This is a genomic window from Bradyrhizobium sp. WSM3983, assembly GCF_000473045.1.
GTDB lineage: Bacteria > Pseudomonadota > Alphaproteobacteria > Rhizobiales > Xanthobacteraceae > Bradyrhizobium.
In genome coordinates this window covers 226933-247354 of sequence record NZ_AXAY01000004.1, presented here as the reverse complement: position 1 = coordinate 247354, position 20422 = coordinate 226933, and the positions used below count along the sequence as shown (strand labels likewise).

The window sequence follows — 20422 nt, the reverse complement described above, 5'->3', positions numbered from 1 at the left end:
CCTGCCGGAACGGCTGGCAAGCGGTCGAGGCTTAGGGCAAAGGTTGGAAAGTGGCTACAGGAATCGTCGCAAACGCCTGCCGCAGGTGCGAAGTGCGGGCGCAGCGTAACGGGACTGGAGCGTAACCTAGCTGTTGTTGGGCGCGGGCTTCGGCTTGGTGGCCGCCTTGGGCTTGGCCGGCTTGGCAGCCTGGTCGCCGCTCGCCACCGGCTTCTCCGCAGGCTTGGCCGCCGCATCGGGCTTGGCTGCGGCATGCTTGCTCGCCGCCGGTTTGGCCGCGGTCTTGGTGTCGCTCCTGGCGTCGCTTTTGGCAGTCGCGTCTGGCTTGGTGGCCGCCGGTTTCGCCGCGGCTGTCTTGGAGGCAGTCTTGGCGTCCCTCTTGGCGTCACTCTTGGCGTCGCTGCCGGCGTCGGGCTTCTTGGCGATACGCGACTTCTTGCCACGCGCCTTCGGCGGGTTCTGCTGGTCGGTGTCGGCTGCGACCGCCGCGACGAGGGCGGCGCCAGTGCGGGTCGGGCCGGTGTAGACTACCACGGGCTCTGCAGCTGCAGGCGCCGAGGCCATCAGCTCGGACGCCTTCATCAGCGGCGGCTGAAGGCCTGCGGTAAAGAACGTCACCTGGGCTTCGCCGCCGGTCATGGAGGCCGATCCGCTGGTGCCGCCATTGGTCGCGATCAGCGCATCGTCGTCGTCGCTGGCCGGCCGCTTGCGGTGACCGCCGCACATCTCCTCGCGCAGGTTCGGCGGCGAGGCGTCGATCGGCACGAGGTTCTCGACGGTGCCGAGCGAGGGCCGCAGCCACGACAGATTGTCCTGGCTGAAGCCGCGCTCGAGCAGCTGCGCCGCCTTCACCGCGCGCGCGGTGCCGGAATTGGCGCCGAGCACCACCGCGATCAGGCGGCGGCCATTGCGCGTGGCGGATGCCACGAGGTTGTAGCCGGAGGCGCAGATGAAGCCGGTCTTGAAACCGTCGGCGCCGGGATAGCGGCCGATCAGCTTGTTGAAATTGCCGGTGACGCGCTTGCCGAAGCGGATCGCCGGGATGTGCACGAAGTACTCATACTCCGGCAGGTCGCGCAGGAACGAGCGGGCGAGAATGCCGAGGTCGCGCGCCGAGGTGACGTGTCCGTCCGCAGGCAGGCCGTTCGGATTGACGTAGTTCGTCTGCGTCATGCCGAGCTTCTTCGCGGTGTCGTTCATCATCACGGAGAAGCCGTCGATCGAGCCGCCGATGCCTTCGGCCAGCACCACGGCCATGTCGTTCGCCGACTTGACCATCATCATCTTCAGCGCGTTGTCGACGGTGAGCTGCGTTCCCGGACGAAGGCCCATCTTCGAGGGCGATTGCGAGGCAGCCGTCGGCGACACCGTCAACATCGAGTCGAGCGTGATCTTGCCGTCCTTCACCGCCTTCAGCGTTACATAGGCGGTCATGATCTTGGTAACGGAGGCCGGATACCAGGGAATGGTCGCGTTGTCGGCTTGCAGCACCTTGCCGGTGTCGGCTTCGATCAGAAGCAGCGCTTCGGCATTTGCAATGCGCGGCGCCAGCAGCGCACCGGCGGCGAGTGTCGCAGCGAACAGGTTGAACAGGGATTTGCGAAGCAGCGGGCGAAAGGCGTGCACTATCCGATTCCGGTCCTTGGAGATCCGCCGGTTCCGGACGGTTCTCGTGATCTGATGTTCGGTTCTGAAATCCAGCGCCGCCGCTCGCGGCAGCGCAAACCTATACCGGCTCGTGCGTCGAGAATAGGGGCTTCCGGCGGGTATTCCGCAATGAAATAGGCTGAATTTCGACGGTGCTACGGGGACTTGTTAAGGGGATTTGGCGGCGGAGGCCGCAGCCTCGGCGGCAGTCGCGCCGGGCCGCGCGTTGGCCTGTGCTTGTTCCTGCACCATGAACTGGGCCTTGGCGAGCTCAGCGAAATGGCCGCCTTTGGCCACGAGTTCATCGAAAGTTCCGCTTTCGGTCACCCGTCCGTTCTCGAACACCAGGATCCGCGTGGCATTGCGGATGGTGGAGAGGCGGTGGGCGATCACGAAAGTGGTGCGGCCCTTCATCACTTCATCGAGAGCGGTGTTCACCTTGGCCTCGGTGACTGCATCGAGCGCGCTGGTCGCCTCGTCCAGGATCAGGATCGGCGGGTCCTTCAGCAGCGCACGCGCGATCGACAGCCGCTGGCGCTCGCCGCCCGAGAGCATGCGGCCGCGCTCGCCAGCATTGGTCTCGAAGCCGCCGCTGCGATCGATGAACTCGATCGCCTGCGCGCGCTCGGCCGCCTTGCGCATCTCGGCCTCGGTCGCATCCGGCTTGCCGACACGCAAATTCTCCGCGATCGAGCGGTTGAACAGCAGCGCTTCCTGGAACACGACGCCGATGTTTCGCCGCAGCGATGTCAGTGTGACGCCGCGCACGTCCATGCCGTCGATCTTGATGAAGCCGGACTGCGGATCGAACGCGCGATGCAGCAGCGCGATCGCGGTCGACTTGCCGGCGCCGGTCGAGCCGACCAGTGCGATGGTCTGGCTGGGCAATGCGGTGAAGCAGAGGTCCTCGATCGCGGGCCGCTTGCCGTCATAGGAGAAGGTGACGTCGTTGAACTCGACGAGGCCGGAGAGCCGCCCGGCATCGATCGCGTCGTGCCGGTCGTGCACCGCGGGCACGGCATCGAGCACGTTGAAGAACTCGCGCAGGCGCGGCGCTTCCATGAACACGTTGTTGATGAAGCTCACGACCTGCTCGAGCTTCTGGATCAGCAGCGTGGCGAAGCTCACGAACATCACGATCTCGCCGACCGAGGTCAGGCCCTGGTCGTGCAGCGCGATGCCGAGCGTGAAGATCGCGAGCACGGTGATGGTGGTCGAGGCGCGCGTGATCACGGTGACGAGCGCCCACCACGACAGCACCGGCATCTGCGCCGCGAGCAACTGATCGGCGATGGAGCGCAGTCCCTTCACTTCGGATTCAACGCGGACGAAGCTTTGCACCAGCGCGACGTTGCCGAGCGCATCGGAGGCGCGTGCGGAGAGCTCGCTATACTGTTCCTCGACCGCCATCTGCATGCCAAAGGTCTTCCGCACGACGAAGGTCGTCAGCGCGGTGAAGACGATGCAAAGCACGAACAGCAGGATTGCGAGCCGCCAGTTCAGATAGAGCGACAGCGGCAGCAGCACCACCACCGACAGGATCGCCGCAAAATGCTCGCGGAAGAAGCCGAGCCAGAGCCGCCACAGCGCATCCGTACCGTTGAGCATCACCTTCATCAGCCGGCCCGAATGGGTGCCGGAATGGAAGGTCAGCGGCAGCTGCAGGATGTGCTCGAAATAGCTGGTCAGCACCGCCTGGCGCTGGCGATGGGAGAGCCGGTCGGCTTGCAGGGCCACGATCGCGCTGCATCCGATGGTGAACAATCCGAATGCGACCCACGCCATCAGGAAAGGCCAGGCCGAGTTCGATCCGGCCACGGCCTTGCCGGAGAGTACGTCGACGATCCGCCCGAACAGCACGGGCTCCGCGAATTGCGAGGCCGCCAGCAGGAGATTGGCGACTGCAAGCAGCCAGCCGAGCCGCGCTTCCTTGCCGAGCAGCTCGAGAACGCGGGTGTAGAGGCGGGGGATGGACATGCGGGCGAAGAACTCGGGCGAATGGCGGGGCCCATATTCTAAGCAGGGATCGACCGCGAGATACAGCGGAAGCTTTCGGTTTTGCTCAATTGATCAGCCGGCTCTCGATTGGCGGCAGGAACCGGCCGTCGAAGATGTCGTCCGCGGTCGGACGCTTGCGGAATTTGAAGTCCGCCGCGACCTGGTCGATCGAGCGCTCCAGGCGCGCCGGGTCGACGCCGCCGAGGCCGTTGCGTCTGACCTCGTCGGTCAGGATATTGTCGGCGAGCACGGTGCGCAGGCGGGCGAGCTCGAGGTCGCGGTCGCCGTCGTCGATGCGTCCGGCAGCCTCGTCCGCCGCGCGCGTCGGCTCCTTCGCAGTTGCGTTGATGCCCGCAATCAGCGCGCGGACGAAGCCTTTCAGCGCGTCCGGCTTCGTCGTGGCGAAGGCGGGATTGGCGACGACGGCAAAACCGTAGGCCTCGCAGCCATAGTCGGCATAACGCAGCACCGCGAGATCGTCGGCCGGCACGCCGCGGTCGCGCAAATTCACGGCCGAGAGATAGGAAAAGCCGGCGACGGCGTCGACCTGTCCTGCCGAGAGCACCGGCTCGCGCACCGCCGCACTCATCTTGAAGAATTTGACATGCGCGACGTCGATGCCGTTCTGCCGCGCCAGCGCCGGCCACAGCCGGATCGACAGATCGCTGTCGGCGACGCCGACGGTCTTGCCGTCGAGATCGGAGAGCAAATGAATGCCGCGGCTCTTGCGAGCGACGATCGCATAGGGCGCGCGATTGAACAGCATGAACACCGCCTTGATGGGCGGCGTATCGGCCTTGTCGCGAAAACGAATGAGCTCGTTGATGTCGATGAGCGCGAGCTCGCTATTGCCGGTGGCAACGCGCGCAAGTGCTTCCGGCGATCCGGCCGCGCTGTTGAAGGACACGTTGAGGTGTTCGGCGCCGAACTTACCGTCCTTTGCCGCCATGAAGAGCGGCGCCATGCTCGCATCGACCGGGCGGTCGAAGGTGAGGTGGATCGCCATAGACGGCGCGGCCGTCTCGGCCGCATCGACGTCGCGTGCGGCAAGCACGATCGAGAAGACCTGCAGGCAGTGAGAGAGGATCGTCTTGAATCCAACCATCGGTCGCGCCGGTTCCGCATTGTTGTGGTTTCGTGACGCTCGCAGCGCTGGCTGCGGGCAAGTCTGATCACGTCAACCTGAACGGCAGATGAGCGGTGGTTGCGTCACGATCACGCAACCCCGTTCATCTTCTGTTGGGGTTGGGGAACCCAACATGGGATGCGGGTGTTTCGAAGACATGAGCCTGTCTCGAGGCACCAATGAAGGTCCCAAGGAGGGTCCACGCCATGTTTGACCGATTTTCGAAGTTTGCCGGCCGCAAGGCCGTTCTCGCCACCGCCGCGGTGCTGGCGCTGACCACCGTCGCCCCCACCGCATCGTTCGCAGGCGGCCGTCACTGGCATGGTGGCGGCGGCGCGGCCTTCGCCGGCGCGGCCATTGCCGGTGCCATCGGCACGGGGCTTGCGATCGCAGCGAGCCGTGACGCCTACGCCTATGATCCGGGTCCCGGTTACTATTACGACAGCGGCCCGGTTTACTACAGCGGCCCTGGCTATGGTCCATATTACCCTGGCTATGGTCCATATTACTACGGCTCGGGCTACCAAGAGCGCTACGGCGGCTACAACAAGGTCTGCGCCCACGGCTATTCCGGGTACGGTTGCGATTAACCGATCGGCCATAAGCCATCGACCAACAAGCCGGCGCGCTTGCCGCTCCGGCTTAAACTTTGCTTTTATGGTCGGATGTTAACGTGTCTACCATTGGTTTAGAGTAGTTTTGAGGACCATGAGTGATTCGCTTGAGCGGCTATATCTGGCTGTGCTCGCGGCCAGGGATCTTGATCCGGCAACATCGCGTACCGCCCGGCTGTTTCAGCGCGGCCCGGCCAAAATGGCGAAGAAGCTGGCTGAGGAAGCCATCGAGGTGGTCATCGATGCCGTTCATGGCGATAGCGAAGCCGTGATCCGGGAAAGCGCCGATCTGCTCTACAATCTCACCGTGCTCTGGGCCTCTGTCGGCGTGCGTCCCGAGGACGTTTGGCGCGAGATGGCGCGGCGTGAAGATATGCTTGGCATCGCCGAGAAGCTGCCGAAGTCGCCGATGAAGCTGCCCAAAGTCGCGTCACCGCGGGTGGCTGCGCGGCGGCCAATTGTCGCGCTCGAGGGCCGCGTCGCGCGCAAGCGGCATTAGAAACGTCACAAATCGCTCAAAAACTGACGATGGACAAATCCGTCCCATGGTGCTTCATCGCGACGCCATGCTGAAACGTATCTACGAATGGTGCATCGACGCCGCTCACAAGCCTTACGCGCTCTGGATCATGGGTGCCGTGGCTTTCGCCGAAAGCTCGTTCTTTCCCGTTCCCCCAGACGTGATGCTGATCCCGATGTCACTGGCGCGCCCGCAGCGCGCCTGGCTCTACGCGGCGATCTGCACCGTGACGTCTGTGATCGGCGGCCTGCTCGGCTACGCCATCGGCGCGCTGCTGTTCGACTCAGTCGGCCATTGGCTGATCCAGGTCTACGGCCTCGGCGACAAGGTCGATGCTTTCCGCGCCTCCTACGCGGAGTGGGGGGCGGTGATCATCCTGCTCAAGGGCCTGACGCCGATCCCCTATAAGCTCGTCACCATCACCTCGGGCTTTGCCGGCTACAATCTCGTTCTTTTCATCCTGTGTTCGATCGTCGCGCGCGGCGGGCGCTTCTTCATCGTGGCGATCCTGCTCAACCGGTATGGCGACTGGATCCGGGTCCGGATCGAGAAGCATCTCGGCCTCTGGGTGGCGCTCGGCGCCGCCGTGCTGGTGCTCGGCTTCGTGGTGGCAATCAAGCTGATCTAGGATTCATATCCGTCGCGCTTTTACGCCGCGCCGGCTTCGGCTACGGTTGCCGCATGATGGTTCGATCCGGCAATCCGGCAGTGCGGCTCGGGACACTGATCTCAGCGGTGCTGCTGCTCCTGCTCGGTGTCGGCGGGACCGGATGGTCGCAATCGGCGCCGCCGACGCTCGGTCTTCAGGAGCAGGGGCCGCAGGCTGCGCCGTCGCCCTCGACGCCCGCGCCGTCGGCCGCGCCGGCGGGTGAGGAAAACCCCGGGCTGATCAACGAAATGGGCAAGCTGTTCGACAAGCTGCCCTCGATCCTGCCGCCGATCAAAAGCCCAAGCGAGACCATGAACGATTTGTCGCGCCTGGCGCGGCCGTCCACGATGGTGTCGGGGCGCGTGGCCTGTCCGGTCTCGTCAAGCGGCGGGCCCGACTGCAAGCTCGCCGCCAACCAGCTCTGCCAGGGCAAGGGCTACAGGGAAGGCAAGAGCCTGAACACCGATTCCGCCGAGAAGTGCTCGGCCAAAGTTCTCATTCCGGGCAGGCAACGCAAACCGGATGATTGCCGCACTGATACCGTCGTCACCAGCGCGCTGTGCCAGAACTGATGCAAGTGACACCGCGCGCGAGCAGCAAGGAGCGCCTATGAGCCGCACGGAGCAGGACTTCCTCGGACAGCGTGAGATCGCCGACGACATCTACTACGGCGTCCAGACCATCCGCGGGAAGGAGAACTTCCACATCACCGGCATTCCCATGAACCAGGAGCCTTACTTCGTGAAGGCGCTGGGTTACGTGAAGAAGGCTGCGGCCATGGCCAACCGCGATCTCGGCGCGATCGACGCCAAGGTCGCCGATGCGATCATCCTCGGCTGCGACCGCGTCATCGCCGGCGACATGATGGACCAGTTCGTCACCGACTTCATCCAGGGGGGCGCCGGCACCTCGACCAACATGAATGCGAACGAGGTGATCGCCAACCTCGCGCTGGAATCGCTCGGCTTCAAAAAGGGCGACTATCAGCACGTCAGCCCCAACGACCACGTCAATTACGGCCAGTCGACCAACGACACCTATCCGACCGCGTTTCGGCTGGCGCTGGTCCTGCGGCTCGAGAGCTACATGACGGCGCTGCGCCAGTTGCAAGAGGCCTTCTTCACCAAGGGGCGCGAATTCGAGCGCGTGCTGAAGATGGGGCGCACGCATCTGCAGGACGCGGTGCCGATGTCGCTCGGCGCCGAATTCCGCGGATGGGGCACCACGATCGGCGAGGAGGTCGAACGCATCTCGGAAGCGCGCGCACTGCTGCGCGAGATCAATCTCGGCGCCACCGCGATCGGCACCTCCGTCACCGCCGCGGTCGGCTATCCCAAACTCGCGGTCCGGCATCTCAGCGCGCTGACTGGCGTCGATTTCATTCTCGCCGGCGATCTGGTCGAGGCGACCTCGGACACCGGCGCCTATGTGCAGCTCTCCGGCGTGCTCAAGCGCACCGCGAGCAAGCTGACGAAAATCTGCAACGACATCCGCCTGCTCGCCTCTGGCCCGCGCGCCGGCTTCAATGAGATCAACCTGCCGCAATTGCAGCCGGGCTCGTCGATCATGCCGGGCAAGGTCAATCCCGTGATCCCCGAGGTCGTCAACCAGACCAGCTTCCTCGTCATCGGCCTCGACACCACGGTGACGCTGGCGGCCAGCGCCGGTCAGCTCCAGCTCAACGTGATGGAGCCGGTGATCTCGTTTGCGCTGTTCTTCTCGATCCGCACCATGGAGCGCGCGGTCAACAGCCTGCGCGAGAATTGCGTCGTCGGCATCACCGCCAACGAGGAGCACACCCGCAACATGGTGCTGAACTCGCTCGGCATCGTCACCGTGCTGAAGCCGCTGCTCGGCTATAAGCAATGCGCCGAGATCGCGCGCGAGGGCTACAAGAGCGGCAAGTCGCTGCACCAGATCGTGGTGACCGAGCGCAAGCTGCTGACGCAGGAAAAATGGGACGAGATGTTCTCGTTCGAGCGGTTGATCAATCCGGATTTGCTTGGGTAACGCTGCCTGCCGCGTGAGGAGGGAATTCCGCGCGTTGGAATTGCGGTAACGGCGTCCGCCACGGCGCCAAAACGCAATACTTGACAGTGGAAAGATTGCCTTGTTGGTATGGCTCCCAACCTTCAATGCGTCTGACCAACAAAGGATCGTTCCGCAATGTCCATGCCTGCTCTGTTCAAGGGACGCCTGTCGATCCCCGTGATCGGTTCGCCGCTCTTCATCATCTCGGTGCCCGACCTCGTGATCGCACAGTGCAAGGCGGGCGTGGTCGGCTCGTTCCCATCGCTGAACGCGCGGCCGCCGGAATTGCTCGACGAGTGGCTGGCGCGGATCACCGAAGAGCTCGCGGCCTATGACCGCGCGCATCCCGACAAGCCGTCGGCGCCGTTCGCGGTCAACCAGATCGTGCACAAGTCGAACAACCGGCTCGAGCACGACATGCAGCTCTGCGCCAAGTACAAGGTGCCGATGATCATCTCCTCGCTCGGCGCGCGTGAGGAGCTCAACCAGGCCGTCCACGGCTGGGGCGGCATCGTCTTCCACGACGTGATCAACCAGAAATTCGCCCACAAGGCGATCGAGAAGGGCGCCGACGGCCTGATCCTGGTTGCGGCCGGCGCCGGCGGCCATGCCGGCACCATCTCGCCGCTCGCCTTCGTTGCCGAGACGCGGAAGTGGTTTGATGGCCCGATCGCGCTGTCGGGCGCCATCGGCAACGGCAAGGCGATCCGCGCCGCGCGCATTCTCGGCGCCGACTTCGCCTATATCGGCTCGGCCTTCATCGCGACCAAGGAGGCCAACGCAGTCGAAAAGTACAAGGAGATGATCGCGGGCTCGACGGCCGACGATATCGTCTATTCCAACCTCTTCACCGGCGTGCACGGCAATTATTTGAAGCCGTCGATCCTCGCCGCCGGCATGGATCCGGAAAACCTGCCGACCTCCGATCCCACCAAGATGAATTTCGGCACCGACGCCTCCGGCGAGCGCGCCAAGCCGAAGGCCTGGAAGGAGATCTGGGGCTCGGGCCAGGGCATCGGCAGCATCGACGGCGTCATCCCCGCCGCCGATCTGATCGCGCGCTTCAAGAAGGAATACGACGAGGCGATCGACCCGCCGTTGTAAGTTCTTGTCGTCCCGGCGAAGGCCGGGACCCATAATCCCGACTGATCGTTGTTTGCGGTCGATATCAACCCCCGATATCACTTCACCAACTATGGCCTGTGAGTATGGGTCCCGGCCTTCGCCGGGACGACAGCACTTGCTGAACTTCGAATGTGCCTGCGGAGAAACGATGAGCGCCATCTACCGCGTCGACGGCAACAGCGTTGTCACCAGCCCCGATGCCGCCGGTCCATGGGACCGGCGCATGCAGCACGGGTCAGCGCCGTCGGCGCTGGTGACGTGGGCGGCGGAGCGGATTCCGACGCCGGTGCCGATGAATGTCGCGCGCGTCACCATCGACCTGATGCGCCCGGTGCCGGTGGCGCCGCTCACGATCGAGACCGAGGTTTTGCGCAAGGGCCGCAAGATCCAGCTTTGCGCGATCAAGCTGCTTGCCGACGGCGTGCAGGTCGTCGGCGCCACCGTGCTCAAGATCAAGCGGCAGCCGCAGCCGCTGCCCGATGACGTCAGGGATTTGCCGGTCACGCTGCCGTCGCCCGAGCATTCGCTGGTCGAGGACGGCCACGGCGCGACCAGTCCCTTCGCGGGAATGATGTCGATGCGCGCCGCGCGCGGCCGCTTCGGCCAGGCCGGCGCGGGCGCGATCTGGTTTCGCCTCGACCATCCGCTGGTCGCGGGCGAAGCGGTCTCGCAGGCGATGCGCGCCGTGGTCGCTGCCGATTTCTCCAACGGCACCGCCTCGACGCTCGACTTCCGCACCTGGACCTACATCAACGCCGACCTCTCGGTGAACCTGGCGCGCCAGCCGGTCGGCGACTGGATCCTGCTCGACGGCGAATCCTGGATCGGCCCCGACGGCGCCGGCCTCGCGATGTCGCGGCTCGCCGACCGCCGAGGCTATTTCGGCCGCGCGGTGCAGAGCCTGGTGATCGAGAAGCGGTAGGCCTCACCGCAAAGCACGATTATTGCTGCGTGAGCCGATGGAACGGCAGGCTTCCGCCGCCGCGGAAGGGATGCTTGGTCGTGTTCGACCAGGGCATCCTGCCTGTTCACACTCCGTAGAAGATCTTGATCTCCCACAGCACCACGATGATGGCCGTGATCAGCGTGACCGCGGCGACTGCACTTTCCAGGGAAGCGACTCTCATGTCTTACTCCGCTTCCCAGCCCCATCAGCGGTCTAGTTGATTCCCTGATTCGCCGGCAATCGGGTGGCCAGCGCGGGCGCGCACTCCGTCGCGCGCTGTGGTGCCGGGGCCACAATGACACCGTAGAATCCCGGTGAGAACGCCGATAATTCCGGGGCATTTCGCGCGATACGTGTATTCCGAACCCATCGCCGCAATCAGGGAGATTACCCCACCATCCGGTCCCGGCCGCTCCAGAAGCCTGCGCGCAGCACCTTCTTGTCGACTTTGCCGACGCCGGTCATCGGCAGCTGCTTGACGAACTGGATCTGCTTCGGCGCATGCGCGGAACCCTTTCGCGTCCGCACCAGATTGATCAGCTCGTCCGGATCGGGCTTTGCGCCATCGCGCGGCACGACGATGGCCGTGACGGCCTCGCCCCATTTCTCGTCGGGGATTCCGACGACCGCGACCATGGCGACATCGGCATGTTGCGACAGCACGTCCTCGACCTCGCGCGGAAAGATGTTGAAACCGCCGGTGACGATCATGTCCTTCTTGCGATCGAGGATGAAGATGTAGCCGCGCTCGTCCTGGCGCGCGACGTCGCCGGTGTGGACCCAGCCGTTCTTCAGCGTCTCGGCGGTGATGTCCGGCCGCTTCCAGTATTCCGCCATGACATGCGGCGCCCGCACGCAGATCTCGCCGGCGTCACCGGTCTTCACTTCCTGGTCATTGTCGTCGAGGATTTTGACCTCGCAGCCCAAGATCGGGAAGCCGCAGGACAAAAACAGCTCCGGCGTTTTGGGATCGTGATCCTTCTTGCGCAGCACCGAAATGGGGTAGCATTCGGTCTGGCCATAGAGCTGCGAGAACACCGGGCCGATGCGTTCGATGCCCTCGACCAGCCGGCTCGGCGACATCGCCGACGCCCCGTAGAGCACGAGCTCGAGCGAGGAGAGGTCGGTCTTGCTCAGCGCGGGATGATCGAGCAGCACATAAATCATGGTCGGCACGAACAGCGTGAAATTGATGCGCTCGCGCGCGATCGTCGCCAGCACCGCCTCGGGATCGAAACCTTTCAGCATGTGCACTGTGCCGCCACGCATCAGCGTCGGCAGCACTTTTGTGCCGGCGACGTGGCTGATCGGCGCGACGGTGAGATAGCGCGCGGCGTCGGGAATCTCGAAGTCGGCGAGGATCGCGCCGGCTGCGCCGGCGTTTTCGCGGTGACGGCGCAGCGCGCCCTTGGATTTGCCCGTCGTGCCGCCGGTGTAGTTCAGCGTGGTGAGGTCGTCGAGATTTGCGAGGCACTGCGGGCTGGCATGTCCCGCGCTCTCGATTGCCTGCAAGAGATCGACGCCGTAATCGGCCGGTCCCATGGTGAAGATAGCCTTGAGCCGTGTTGCCTTCGCAGCGAGCTCGCCGCCACGATCGCGGAAGGCGGCCACATCGACCACCAGCACCTCGGCTTCGGAATCCTCGAGCTGAAACAGCTGGTCCGTCTCCGATCCCAGTGGATGCAGCCAGGTGATGCAGCAGCGCGACAATTGCGCGGCGACACCGGCGCACCAGGTGTCGGCGCGGTTTGCGGTGAGGAAGGCGACGCGCGCACCGGGCTGCAAGCCGAGCCGCGCGATCACGCCCTGGATGCGTCCGATCAGATCGATTGTGCCCTGATAGCTCAGCGATCCGCCGGGCCATGCGAAAGCAGTGCGGCCGGGATAGCGGGCCAACGCCCGTAGCGTCTGCGCACAAGTCGGGGACGATGCGTGGAGCGGATCGGACATATGTTTCCTCGTTGCTTTGTCATCGGCTTCTCACGTGCCAATGTTGCCGATGACGCTAGCACAGAGAATGCGGGATGGAACGACAAAGCCCGTGCGGGGAGGAAGAGTGACATCCGATCGATTGCAACGCTTCAGCGACCGCCTCGCTCTGCCGCTGATCGCAGCGCCGATGTTCTTGGTGTCGGGCGTCGAGCTCATGGTCGCGGCCTGTCGCAACGGCGTGATCGGCAGCTTCCCCACCGTGAATTGCCGCAGCACGGAGCAGCTCGATGAATGGCTCGCCGAAATTGCCACGCGGTTGCAGGAGCACGAGGATCAAACCGGCCGCAAAGCCGCGCCGCTCTGTCCGAACCTGATCGTGCATCGCTCCAACGCACGGCTGGAGCAGGATCTCGCCGTGCTGCTCAAGCACAAGCCGGAGATCGTCATCACCTCGGTCGGCTCGCCGGCGCCCGTGCTGAAGCCGCTGCATGATGCCGGCGCATTGGTGCTGGCGGACGTCGCCTCCATCCGCCACGCCGAGCGTGCGGCAGCGGCGGGCGCCGACGGATTGGTGCTGTTGACCGCGGGCGCGGGCGGACAGACCGGCTGGCTCAATCCGTTCGCGTTCGTCCGTGCGGTGCGCGCGTTCTATGATGGCATCATCGTGCTCGCCGGCGGCATCAGCGACGGCCATGCGCTGCGTGCCGCCGAAGTGCTCGGCTGCGATCTCGGCTATATGGGCACAAAGTTCATCGCGACGCGCGAGAGCATGGCGGATGATCGCCACAAGCAGATGCTGGTCGACAGCAGTGCCGACGACATTTTGCTTACCACCGCGTTCACGGGTTTGCAGACCAGCATGCTGAAGCCGTCGATCGTCGCTGCCGGTCTCGACCCCGACGATCTGCCGGCGCGCGGCGCGATCGACATCGGCAAGGACATCGACGTCGCCGCGCGCGAGAACCGCCCCAAACGCTGGCGCGATATCTGGAGCGGCGGACATTCGACATCGGGCGTCACCGACGTGATGGCGGTTTCCGATCTCGTGGCCCGGACGGCCGCCGAGTACCGCACCGCGAGGGGGCGATAGCGTTCCGTGCCGCCCCAGCACGGTTAATCCCGCATGGCTCCGCAAGCCCGCACTTAACGGCAGATTAACCATCGCCCGCCAAGAATCCCCCTCACGGCCGTCAATCGGGACGGGAGGGACAGGCGATGGATTTCGATTTTCTCAACAGCAAGACAGCCGCAACACTGGACGAGATCCGCGTCCGCGTCGCCCATGCGCTGGCCCGTCACCCGCTGTGCCGCAATGTCCGCTTCGACATCGTCAGCGTCCCCCGCACCCGCCGGGGCGGCAATTGGACGGTGACGCTGCAATCGGTCGAACCGCGTGGCGTCTGGGAGGCCTCCGAGATCGTCGCCGACATCCAGGACGCCTATGATCTGGCCGCAGCTACTTGATATCAAAGGGCTTTTGGTTTGTCGCCGCAAGCAGGATGATTGTCGCCGCAAAAGCACACTCGAGCCTTATTTCGTGCCCTTTTCCCGGGCATCGTTAACAACATCGTGAAGCGGTCCTTCCGGAGAGACGTTTGTCCAGAGCCATCACCATCACCGTGCTGACCTGTATCCTCGTCCTCGGTGCCGCCACCACTGCCATTCTCGGCCGCGATAGTGTGCCCAGTGTCAGCGCCGAGATGATTACGCAGGCTCCTGCGCCCAAGCCGCTCGCCGCCAACCGCGCCGCCAAGGCCGACCGGCTGGTTCCGACGCTGGCGCTGGCCTCCGCCGCGATTGATCCGGTGCAGGTTCCGGCTGACCGGCTGTCGCAGGCGCCGATGCTGACCGAACCGCTGCGCCAGGCCTTTGCTGCGGCCACCTCATCTGATTTCCCGATGCTGAAGGGCACCGAGGCCAAAGTTGCCTCATTGGAGGCACCTGCCACCGCAGAGGTGCCGACCGGCGCGCTTCACGATGCCCCGGCCAAGCCGAAGGCCGTCGCCAAGCCGCAGTCGCAGAAAACCTATTCGTTGCTCTCCGATGTGCAGATTGCGGGGATCAGAGATCGCCTGAAGCTGTCGTCGTCGCAGGAATATTACTGGCCCTCGGTCGAGACCGCGCTGCGCAACGTCGTCCGCAAGATATCGGCCAACAAGCTCTCAAATCCCAACGGGCCGAACGTGCAGATCGATCCGAACTGCGACGAGGTCCAGCAGCTGAAGTCGGCCGCGATGCCGCTGCTGTTCCAGCTGCGTGAGGATCAGAAGGAAGAAGTGCGCAAGCTCGCCCGCGTCATCGGGCTGGAAAAGGTCGCGCAGCAGATTTGATATGGCGTTCCCGCGCGCATGATCCGGAAAAGTGTGCAGTGATTTTCCGTAAAGATCATGCGCAAACAATGAGCTAAAGCACGACGACTCATCGTGCTTTAGGGAACAGCTGATGTCAGGAACATCCGGCAATCCTCAGGCGTTGCTCGCTCCAAACAGGGAGTGGACCAATGCGCGCCTCGACAGCCTATTTCGTCGGTGCCGGTTCGATCGTCGCCGCCATTGCCATTGGTCTCGGCGGCGGTATCGTCGCCGGCAACATCATGCATCCGATCGCGCCCAAGCAGGACTCGGACACCAGCAAGCTGGAGCAGCGCGCCGCAGCCATTCCGGTCACGACGAACGCGCCGTCTGAGCGCATCCAATATCTCACTGGTTCGCAAAGCTTCGGCGCGATCATCGCCGCGCCCGCGCAGGCGCAGGACGAAGCCAGGCCGGAATCCAAGCCCGATGCGGGAACTTCGCAGGCCAATGCTGAACCGCCGGCGCCGCCTCCACAAGCGGTAGCGGTTGAGACACCCAAGCCAGCGCCACCGCCTCCGCAAGCGACAAAGCCAGTCGAGCAGCAGGTCTCGACAGAGCCAACATCCTCTCCTGACAATGCTTATGCCAAGGCCAGGGATTCTGACCTGAAGCGCGCCGCGTCGGAGCGGCGGCGGGCGGAGCGGCAGCAGCGCTGGGCCGAGCGCCGCCGATATGACCCGCGCGATGCACGTGGCGCGCGCGATCAGACCAATTGGGATGATGTCGCACGCAACGTCCGCGAGGATTTTGATGCGCATGACTATGCCAGCCGTCGGCGCGGTGGCTTCCCGCAAATCCGGTTGTTTGGCTCTGACGACGATGACTAGCGCCTGAGGCCGCGCACGCGAACGTGAGCGGCGGTTCGCTCCGCGGCGGCGTTTGCCTCAATTTTCAACTTCCGGATGATCCCTGTGCAAGGCATGATTGACGCAGCCAGCCAGAGGCCGCGTCATGGGAGTAGCGCTGCTAGCTTGGGGACGCTTCTTCGGTCCGCACGGCGAACGCGTGACCGTGCCGGCGCCGGTCGACGGGCGTGGCGCACCTTGGCTGCTGGATTTCCTCGCTACCCATGTCCGCGCGCTGCGCAATGTCGGCTTCACCGCGATCCAGCTGCCGCCGACGTCGAAGGCGCAAGGCGGTGCCGGGCCGGGCTGCGACGGCTATGGCGTGTTCGATCCCCGTGACATCGGCAGCAAGACCCAGCAAGGCTCGCTCGCCACGCGCTACGGCACAAGAGCGTCGCTGACGCGTCTGGTCGCGGTCGCGCATGCCTGCGATATCGACGTCTATCTCGATCTCGTTCTGCATCAGCGCAGCGGCGAGAATGGCGGGCCCGGCGTGTTTCGCTATCTCGGCGCGGACGGGCAGTCGCTGAATGGCAGGCACACCACGTCGCCCGGCTGGTTTCGCGGCGTGCCGCCGGACGATGTGCCCGACGATGACGTGCCGAGCCCGCCCAACGATTTTCCGTTCGGTCGCGAGCTATCGTATCAGCGCTGCCGCCCGCCGCGCGTCACGATCGAGGATGCGCTCGACTTCGGCGAATGGGTGTTCCGCACCACCGGTGCAGACGGCGCACGCTTCGACGACGTCAAGGGCACCTGGGCGCCGTTCGTACGCGAGTTCATGACCCATGGCGTGATGGCGTCGAAGTTCTTCTACTCGGAGTATTTCGACGGCAATCGCGCGATCCTCAACGGCTGGGCGACGCAGCCGCCGCTCAACGGTCGGTCGCTGGTCGCCGACTTCCCGATGCGTTGGGCGCTGCAGGCGGCTTGCGACGGCGGCAATGCGCGCGTGCTGGATGGCGCCGGCTACACGAGTTGGCGTCCCGATCTCACCTGCACCTTCGTCGACAATCCCGACACCGATACCTCGCCCGGCCAGCAGGTCATCAGCAACAAGCTGCTCGCCTACGCCTTCCTGCTGTCGATCGAGGGCTACCCGTTTGTCTACGGCAAGGACTATTTCCCGCCGAGCGTCTGGCCCGGCGCTTATGGGCTGAAACCGTGGATCGACAATCTCGTCTGGATCCACGAGCACCTCGCCAACGGGCCAACCAGCGGCCGCTTTCTCGATGACAAGGTGATCGTGCTCAACAGGACAGGCGCGCCCGGCCTGCTGACCGCACTGAACTTCGACACCATGAATGCGCGCACGATCAGCTGCCAGACCGCGTTCGGCGCCAATGTCCAATTGCACGACTATAGCGGCCATCATGACGATATCCGGACCGACGGAAACGGCGTCGCCCGTTTCACGATTCCGAGCAATGGCTTCAGCAAGGGCCAGAGCTATCTGTGCTTCTCGCGCGCCGGCCTGAATATCGCGTCTATCCGCCATCCGCGCCACACCACGCAGACGATCTTCGGCGCCGCCGATCTCGATACGCTGCCGGCAACCAATGCCGAGACCGAGACGGCACGGATCTGGGTGGAGCAGGGGAGCAGGATCGCCTTGAAGGTCAGCCTCGATCGTCGCGGCGTGCCGGCAGATGGCACGCTCAAGGTCACTGTCACCGATGCGCACGGGCATAACGTGGTCGAGGCCGCCTGCAGCGGCGACCATGTCAGCGCGGAAGGAACGGCCGGTGCGACCGGCGAGCATCATATTCGCGTCGCGGGCCGGCAGCTGCCGGAGCACGGCGCGGCGTTTGCGATCGACATTACCTACCTTGCCCCACAAATCGTTTGAGAGGATTCCATGTCATTCCATCTGTTGTGGACGTCCACCGACAGTCTCATTGCCGCTTTCGCGCTGTCCTTCATTCTGCCGGGGCGGCACGTGCTGCCGCTCGCGCTGATGTTCGGCCTGTGCGACGGGCTCGGCTCGGCACTCAGCGTCGGCCTGCCGCTTGCGGGTGGGCTTGCCGCGATGCTGCTGATGGCGAGCGGTGCGGCGCTTCTCGTCGGCTTGCCCATTGCGCAACGCCTGTTGAAGGCGTCAGGCTGGCTCTACGTATTGCCGCCGCTCTTGGCGATCGACAATGTCGTGTCGCGGACGAGCGATGCGCCGGCGCTTGCGGCGCTGTCGAGCGCGATCATGGCCGGGCTCGGCTTTGCCTGCGGGGCCATCGCGCTGAGCTGGTGGCGCGCAGGCCTGCGCGATGCGCGACCACTGGCTGCGGCCTGCCTGATCGCGGCCGGAAGCCTGCTCGTCTGGGGAGCCTGATCATGGCCATCTCCGTTACCACCCGCAGCTATGACCTCGCCAGGACCGGCGCGAACAATGCCGAGACGGTGCTGACGGCAACCGCCGTCCGCACCAAAGGCATCGTCAAGCTCTTCAGCATTCCCATTCCCGACGATCCCCGGCTCGAGGCGCAGCCGTTGGCTGTCGGCGGCGTGCACACACCTGATGGCAAGACCCGCGACCTGATCTTCCAGGCCACCATGGGCAATTGGGTCTACGCCTTCGATGCGCTGACCGGCGAAAAAATCTGGGCGACGAAGCTCGGCCGTCCCATCGTCGGAACGCCGGACATCGACGGTCACTTGACCAACGTCAATTGGGGAATCCTCTCGACCCCCGTGATCGACGAGACCACAGGCATTCTCTACGCCTGCGCCTGGATCAGCGACGATGGCAGCGTCGCCAGGGCCCAGCATTTTCTCGGGGCGTTGCGGATCAGCGACGGCTCCAAGGTGCACGACCTGCTCAATCTGGAGGGCGCGGTCTACACCCCGCCCGGCGGCCTGCCCGTGCAGAAATTCGTCTCGATCCAGCGCAAGCAACGCAGCGCGCTGACGCTGACGCGGAACCACGTGCTGATTCCCTTCGGCACGGTCAAGGAGACCTCGGCGGCAGCGCGGGGCTGGCTGATCGCGGTCGATGTCCATGCCTGGCATCTCGCGGCCGCATGGTGCTCCACCGTGACCCGCTCCGGCGGCGGGCTGTGGCACAGCGGGGCCGGCCCCGCCATCGCCCCCGATGGTTCAATCTATGTCATTACCGGCAACGGCGCGTTCTCGCCGCAGCAAGGCGATTTCGGCGAGAGCGTGGTACGGCTGGCCCTGCACACCGGACCTCTCGCGCATTTCGAGGTGTTGTCGTGGTGGACGCCGTGGACAGACGCCAACCGGGTCGGCGCCGCGGCTGCGGCGCTGCTCGATGACGGCGATGACGATGCGCACGCGCTGCCGTCGAACGTCTCGCTGACCGCGGTGATCGGCCATGCCAAGCGGATGGGAATGGCGCTCACGCCGCTTCATGCGCGCGAGACGGCGCATATCGCGGTAACGTCCGGGCCCGACGCAATGGATGCCCAGATCGCGCCGGTCGTGGCGCATCATTTGGCGGCGATGAAGGAATCGGCATGGAGCGACCAGGACTTTGGATCGGGTGGCCCGGTCTATGTCGCATCGGCCCACGCCGTCCTCGCGTCGGGCAAGGACGGCATTCTCTACACCGGCAATGCCACGGCGCTTGGCGACACGCAACCGGGCGATCTTCAGGCCGGCCACTTCGCCGCCAACTATGCCAAGCTCAAGATGCCGCCGATCCTCTACACGTTCTTCGATCCTGCCGTGCCGCCGGCACCGGGCTCGCCAACGCAATTGAATCTGTATCCAGGCGGCGCGACGCGGCATCTGCACGGCACGCCGCTGCTGTTCTCATCGGCCACCCATGGTGTGATGCACATCGTCGGCGGCGAGAATAGCGCGCTGAGGGCATGGTCGATTGCAGCCGACGGGACCTCGACCTATCTCGCCGGATCCAACGAGATCGCCTCGCCGCAATCGCCGCGGCCATCAGGCGGCATGCCCGGCTGGAGCATCACGCTTGCCGCCAATAACGGCACTGATGCCATCATCGTCGCGATGGTCCCTTACAAGGACAGCAACATGGTGCTCAGCCCCGGCCGCTTTCTGGTCTACGACGCGCAGAATTTCGCGACCAATCCGGACGGCTCGAAGCGGCTCCAGGTGATCTGGGATAGCGAGAACTGGGGTCCTGAGCACGCCTTCATGCATCCGAAGTTCAACCGTCCGATCGTCTGGAAGGGGCGCATCTATCGCCCGACCTATAACGGACAGCTCGACGTCTATGGGCTGACGAACTAGCCTCCTCTGGGAGCGGGTGGCTCTATCCGCGAGTCCGAAATCGTAGGGTGGGCAAAGGCGCAAAGCGCCGTGCCCACCAACAGAAGTGGTGGGCACGCTTCGCTTTGCCCACCTTACGATACTGCTCCTGTGGAAAGATCATGCCTCACCCGCCGTGCGATTCCACCACCTTGCGGCAGCTGTCCGAAAGCTTGGCCTTGTTCTCGCGCAGGCAGGCATTCATCTGCGGCGGCTTGCCGATGTGCTCGGCGCAGAATTTTCCGGCGTCGCCGCGGCAGGCCATCTGCTCCTGCGGCGTGGGGCCGGATTGCGCCGCGGCGGGCAGGGCAGCGGCGGCGAGCAGCAGCGCGGCAAGAATTGAAATCTTCATGAAGCACCTCGTTGGAATTGTGATTTAGTCCCGCTCGGGATCGGGCG

At 64.6% G+C, this 20422-nt stretch carries 18 protein-coding genes and 1 pseudogene; 14 read left to right on the top strand and 5 right to left on the bottom strand.

Translation table 11 applies throughout. From position 1 onward, the window contains the following. Positions 1–126: 126 nt before the first annotated feature. The 3 genes from YUA_RS0108470 to YUA_RS0108460 form a co-directional block, all read right to left on the bottom strand. Positions 127–1626, bottom strand: a complete 1500-nt coding sequence (locus YUA_RS0108470; RefSeq protein ID WP_027530287.1) for a D-alanyl-D-alanine carboxypeptidase family protein — start codon at positions 1624–1626, stop codon at positions 127–129. A 189-nt stretch (positions 1627–1815) separates the two neighbouring features. Next, complete coding sequence (locus YUA_RS0108465; RefSeq protein ID WP_027530286.1) at positions 1816–3624, bottom strand: glucan ABC transporter ATP-binding protein/ permease; 1809 nt, start codon at positions 3622–3624, stop codon at positions 1816–1818. Between the two features lie 85 nt (positions 3625–3709). Next, entirely contained in the window at positions 3710–4750 is a 1041-nt protein-coding gene (locus YUA_RS0108460; protein ID WP_027530285.1) for an ABC transporter substrate-binding protein, read from the bottom strand. Between the two features lie 227 nt (positions 4751–4977). Between YUA_RS0108460 and YUA_RS0108455 the strand changes: the two genes are divergently transcribed. From YUA_RS0108455 to YUA_RS0108425, 7 genes are all read left to right on the top strand, one after another. Beyond that, positions 4978–5361 (top strand): hypothetical protein, encoded by a 384-nt coding sequence (locus YUA_RS0108455; protein ID WP_027530284.1) that lies wholly within the window; start codon positions 4978–4980, stop codon positions 5359–5361. Positions 5362–5479: 118 nt separating this feature from the next. Continuing rightward, positions 5480–5884, top strand: coding sequence for a phosphoribosyl-ATP diphosphatase (hisE, locus tag YUA_RS0108450; protein WP_027530283.1), 405 nt, complete (start codon positions 5480–5482; stop codon positions 5882–5884). A gap of 46 nt (positions 5885–5930) precedes the next feature. Continuing rightward, positions 5931–6533 carry a YqaA family protein gene (locus tag YUA_RS0108445; protein WP_198029384.1) on the top strand — a complete coding sequence of 201 codons (603 nt, stop codon included), beginning with the start codon at positions 5931–5933 and terminating at the stop codon, positions 6531–6533. A 53-nt stretch (positions 6534–6586) separates the two neighbouring features. Next, positions 6587–7126, top strand: coding sequence for a hypothetical protein (locus YUA_RS0108440; RefSeq protein ID WP_027530281.1), 540 nt, complete (start codon positions 6587–6589; stop codon positions 7124–7126). Positions 7127–7163: 37 nt separating this feature from the next. Next, positions 7164–8564 (top strand): aspartate ammonia-lyase, encoded by a 1401-nt coding sequence (locus YUA_RS0108435; RefSeq protein WP_027530280.1) that lies wholly within the window; start codon positions 7164–7166, stop codon positions 8562–8564. Positions 8565–8720: 156 nt separating this feature from the next. Then, complete coding sequence (locus YUA_RS0108430; protein WP_027530279.1) at positions 8721–9689, top strand: nitronate monooxygenase family protein; 969 nt, start codon at positions 8721–8723, stop codon at positions 9687–9689. 169 nt (positions 9690–9858) lie between these two features. Further along, positions 9859–10632: a thioesterase family protein gene (locus YUA_RS0108425; protein WP_027530278.1), complete on the top strand. Its 774-nt coding sequence runs from the start codon at positions 9859–9861 to the stop codon at positions 10630–10632. Between the two features lie 411 nt (positions 10633–11043). On the opposite strand, the gene YUA_RS0108415 is transcribed toward YUA_RS0108425, so the two are convergent. Continuing rightward, positions 11044–12606, bottom strand: coding sequence for an AMP-binding protein (locus tag YUA_RS0108415; RefSeq protein WP_027530277.1), 1563 nt, complete (start codon positions 12604–12606; stop codon positions 11044–11046). A gap of 106 nt (positions 12607–12712) precedes the next feature. Between YUA_RS0108415 and YUA_RS0108410 the strand changes: the two genes are divergently transcribed. The 7 genes and pseudogenes from YUA_RS0108410 to YUA_RS52285 form a co-directional block, all read left to right on the top strand. Beyond that, positions 12713–13678, top strand: a complete 966-nt coding sequence (locus YUA_RS0108410) for a nitronate monooxygenase family protein (RefSeq protein WP_027530276.1) — start codon at positions 12713–12715, stop codon at positions 13676–13678. A gap of 125 nt (positions 13679–13803) precedes the next feature. Beyond that, on the top strand, positions 13804–14052 hold the full coding sequence (locus YUA_RS0108405; RefSeq protein ID WP_027530275.1) for a hypothetical protein: 249 nt from the start codon (positions 13804–13806) through the stop codon (positions 14050–14052). Between the two features lie 131 nt (positions 14053–14183). Beyond that, positions 14184–14918 (top strand): hypothetical protein, encoded by a 735-nt coding sequence (locus YUA_RS0108400; RefSeq protein ID WP_027530274.1) that lies wholly within the window; start codon positions 14184–14186, stop codon positions 14916–14918. Between the two features lie 170 nt (positions 14919–15088). Then, positions 15089–15769: a hypothetical protein gene (locus tag YUA_RS0108395; protein WP_027530273.1), complete on the top strand. Its 681-nt coding sequence runs from the start codon at positions 15089–15091 to the stop codon at positions 15767–15769. A gap of 124 nt (positions 15770–15893) precedes the next feature. After that, complete coding sequence (locus YUA_RS0108390) at positions 15894–17636, top strand: hypothetical protein (RefSeq protein ID WP_027530272.1); 1743 nt, start codon at positions 15894–15896, stop codon at positions 17634–17636. Between the two features lie 9 nt (positions 17637–17645). Further along, positions 17646–18113, top strand: a complete 468-nt coding sequence (locus YUA_RS0108385; RefSeq protein ID WP_027530271.1) for a hypothetical protein — start codon at positions 17646–17648, stop codon at positions 18111–18113. Positions 18114–18115: 2 nt separating this feature from the next. Further along, positions 18116–18412 (top strand): annotated as a pseudogene (locus tag YUA_RS52285) (hypothetical protein); the annotation flags it as partial. 1738 nt (positions 18413–20150) lie between these two features. Here YUA_RS52285 and YUA_RS0108375 read toward each other — a convergent pair. After that, positions 20151–20375, bottom strand: a complete 225-nt coding sequence (locus tag YUA_RS0108375) for a hypothetical protein (protein WP_027530269.1) — start codon at positions 20373–20375, stop codon at positions 20151–20153. Positions 20376–20422: the final 47 nt, after the last annotated feature.

What these genes read in the sequence shown, in the direction of transcription:
- YUA_RS0108385 (WP_027530271.1), top strand. Translation starts at nt 17,646, where the DNA reads ATGTCATTCCATCTGTTGTGGACGTCCACCGACAGTCTCATTGCCGCT.
- YUA_RS0108425 (WP_027530278.1), top strand. Translation starts at nt 9,859, where the DNA reads ATGAGCGCCATCTACCGCGTCGACGGCAACAGCGTTGTCACCAGCCCC.
- YUA_RS0108405 (WP_027530275.1), top strand. Translation starts at nt 13,804, where the DNA reads ATGGATTTCGATTTTCTCAACAGCAAGACAGCCGCAACACTGGACGAG.
- YUA_RS0108445 (WP_198029384.1), top strand. Translation starts at nt 5,931, where the DNA reads ATGGTGCTTCATCGCGACGCCATGCTGAAACGTATCTACGAATGGTGC.
- YUA_RS0108465 (WP_027530286.1), bottom strand. Translation starts at nt 3,624, where the DNA reads ATGTCCATCCCCCGCCTCTACACCCGCGTTCTCGAGCTGCTCGGCAAG.
- YUA_RS0108390 (WP_027530272.1), top strand. Translation starts at nt 15,894, where the DNA reads ATGGGAGTAGCGCTGCTAGCTTGGGGACGCTTCTTCGGTCCGCACGGC.
- YUA_RS0108440 (WP_027530281.1), top strand. Translation starts at nt 6,587, where the DNA reads ATGATGGTTCGATCCGGCAATCCGGCAGTGCGGCTCGGGACACTGATC.
- YUA_RS0108460 (WP_027530285.1), bottom strand. Translation starts at nt 4,750, where the DNA reads ATGGTTGGATTCAAGACGATCCTCTCTCACTGCCTGCAGGTCTTCTCG.
- YUA_RS0108375 (WP_027530269.1), bottom strand. Translation starts at nt 20,375, where the DNA reads ATGAAGATTTCAATTCTTGCCGCGCTGCTGCTCGCCGCCGCTGCCCTG.
- hisE (WP_027530283.1), top strand. Translation starts at nt 5,480, where the DNA reads ATGAGTGATTCGCTTGAGCGGCTATATCTGGCTGTGCTCGCGGCCAGG.
- YUA_RS0108455 (WP_027530284.1), top strand. Translation starts at nt 4,978, where the DNA reads ATGTTTGACCGATTTTCGAAGTTTGCCGGCCGCAAGGCCGTTCTCGCC.
- YUA_RS0108435 (WP_027530280.1), top strand. Translation starts at nt 7,164, where the DNA reads ATGAGCCGCACGGAGCAGGACTTCCTCGGACAGCGTGAGATCGCCGAC.
- YUA_RS0108415 (WP_027530277.1), bottom strand. Translation starts at nt 12,606, where the DNA reads ATGTCCGATCCGCTCCACGCATCGTCCCCGACTTGTGCGCAGACGCTA.
- YUA_RS0108430 (WP_027530279.1), top strand. Translation starts at nt 8,721, where the DNA reads ATGTCCATGCCTGCTCTGTTCAAGGGACGCCTGTCGATCCCCGTGATC.
- YUA_RS0108395 (WP_027530273.1), top strand. Translation starts at nt 15,089, where the DNA reads ATGCGCGCCTCGACAGCCTATTTCGTCGGTGCCGGTTCGATCGTCGCC.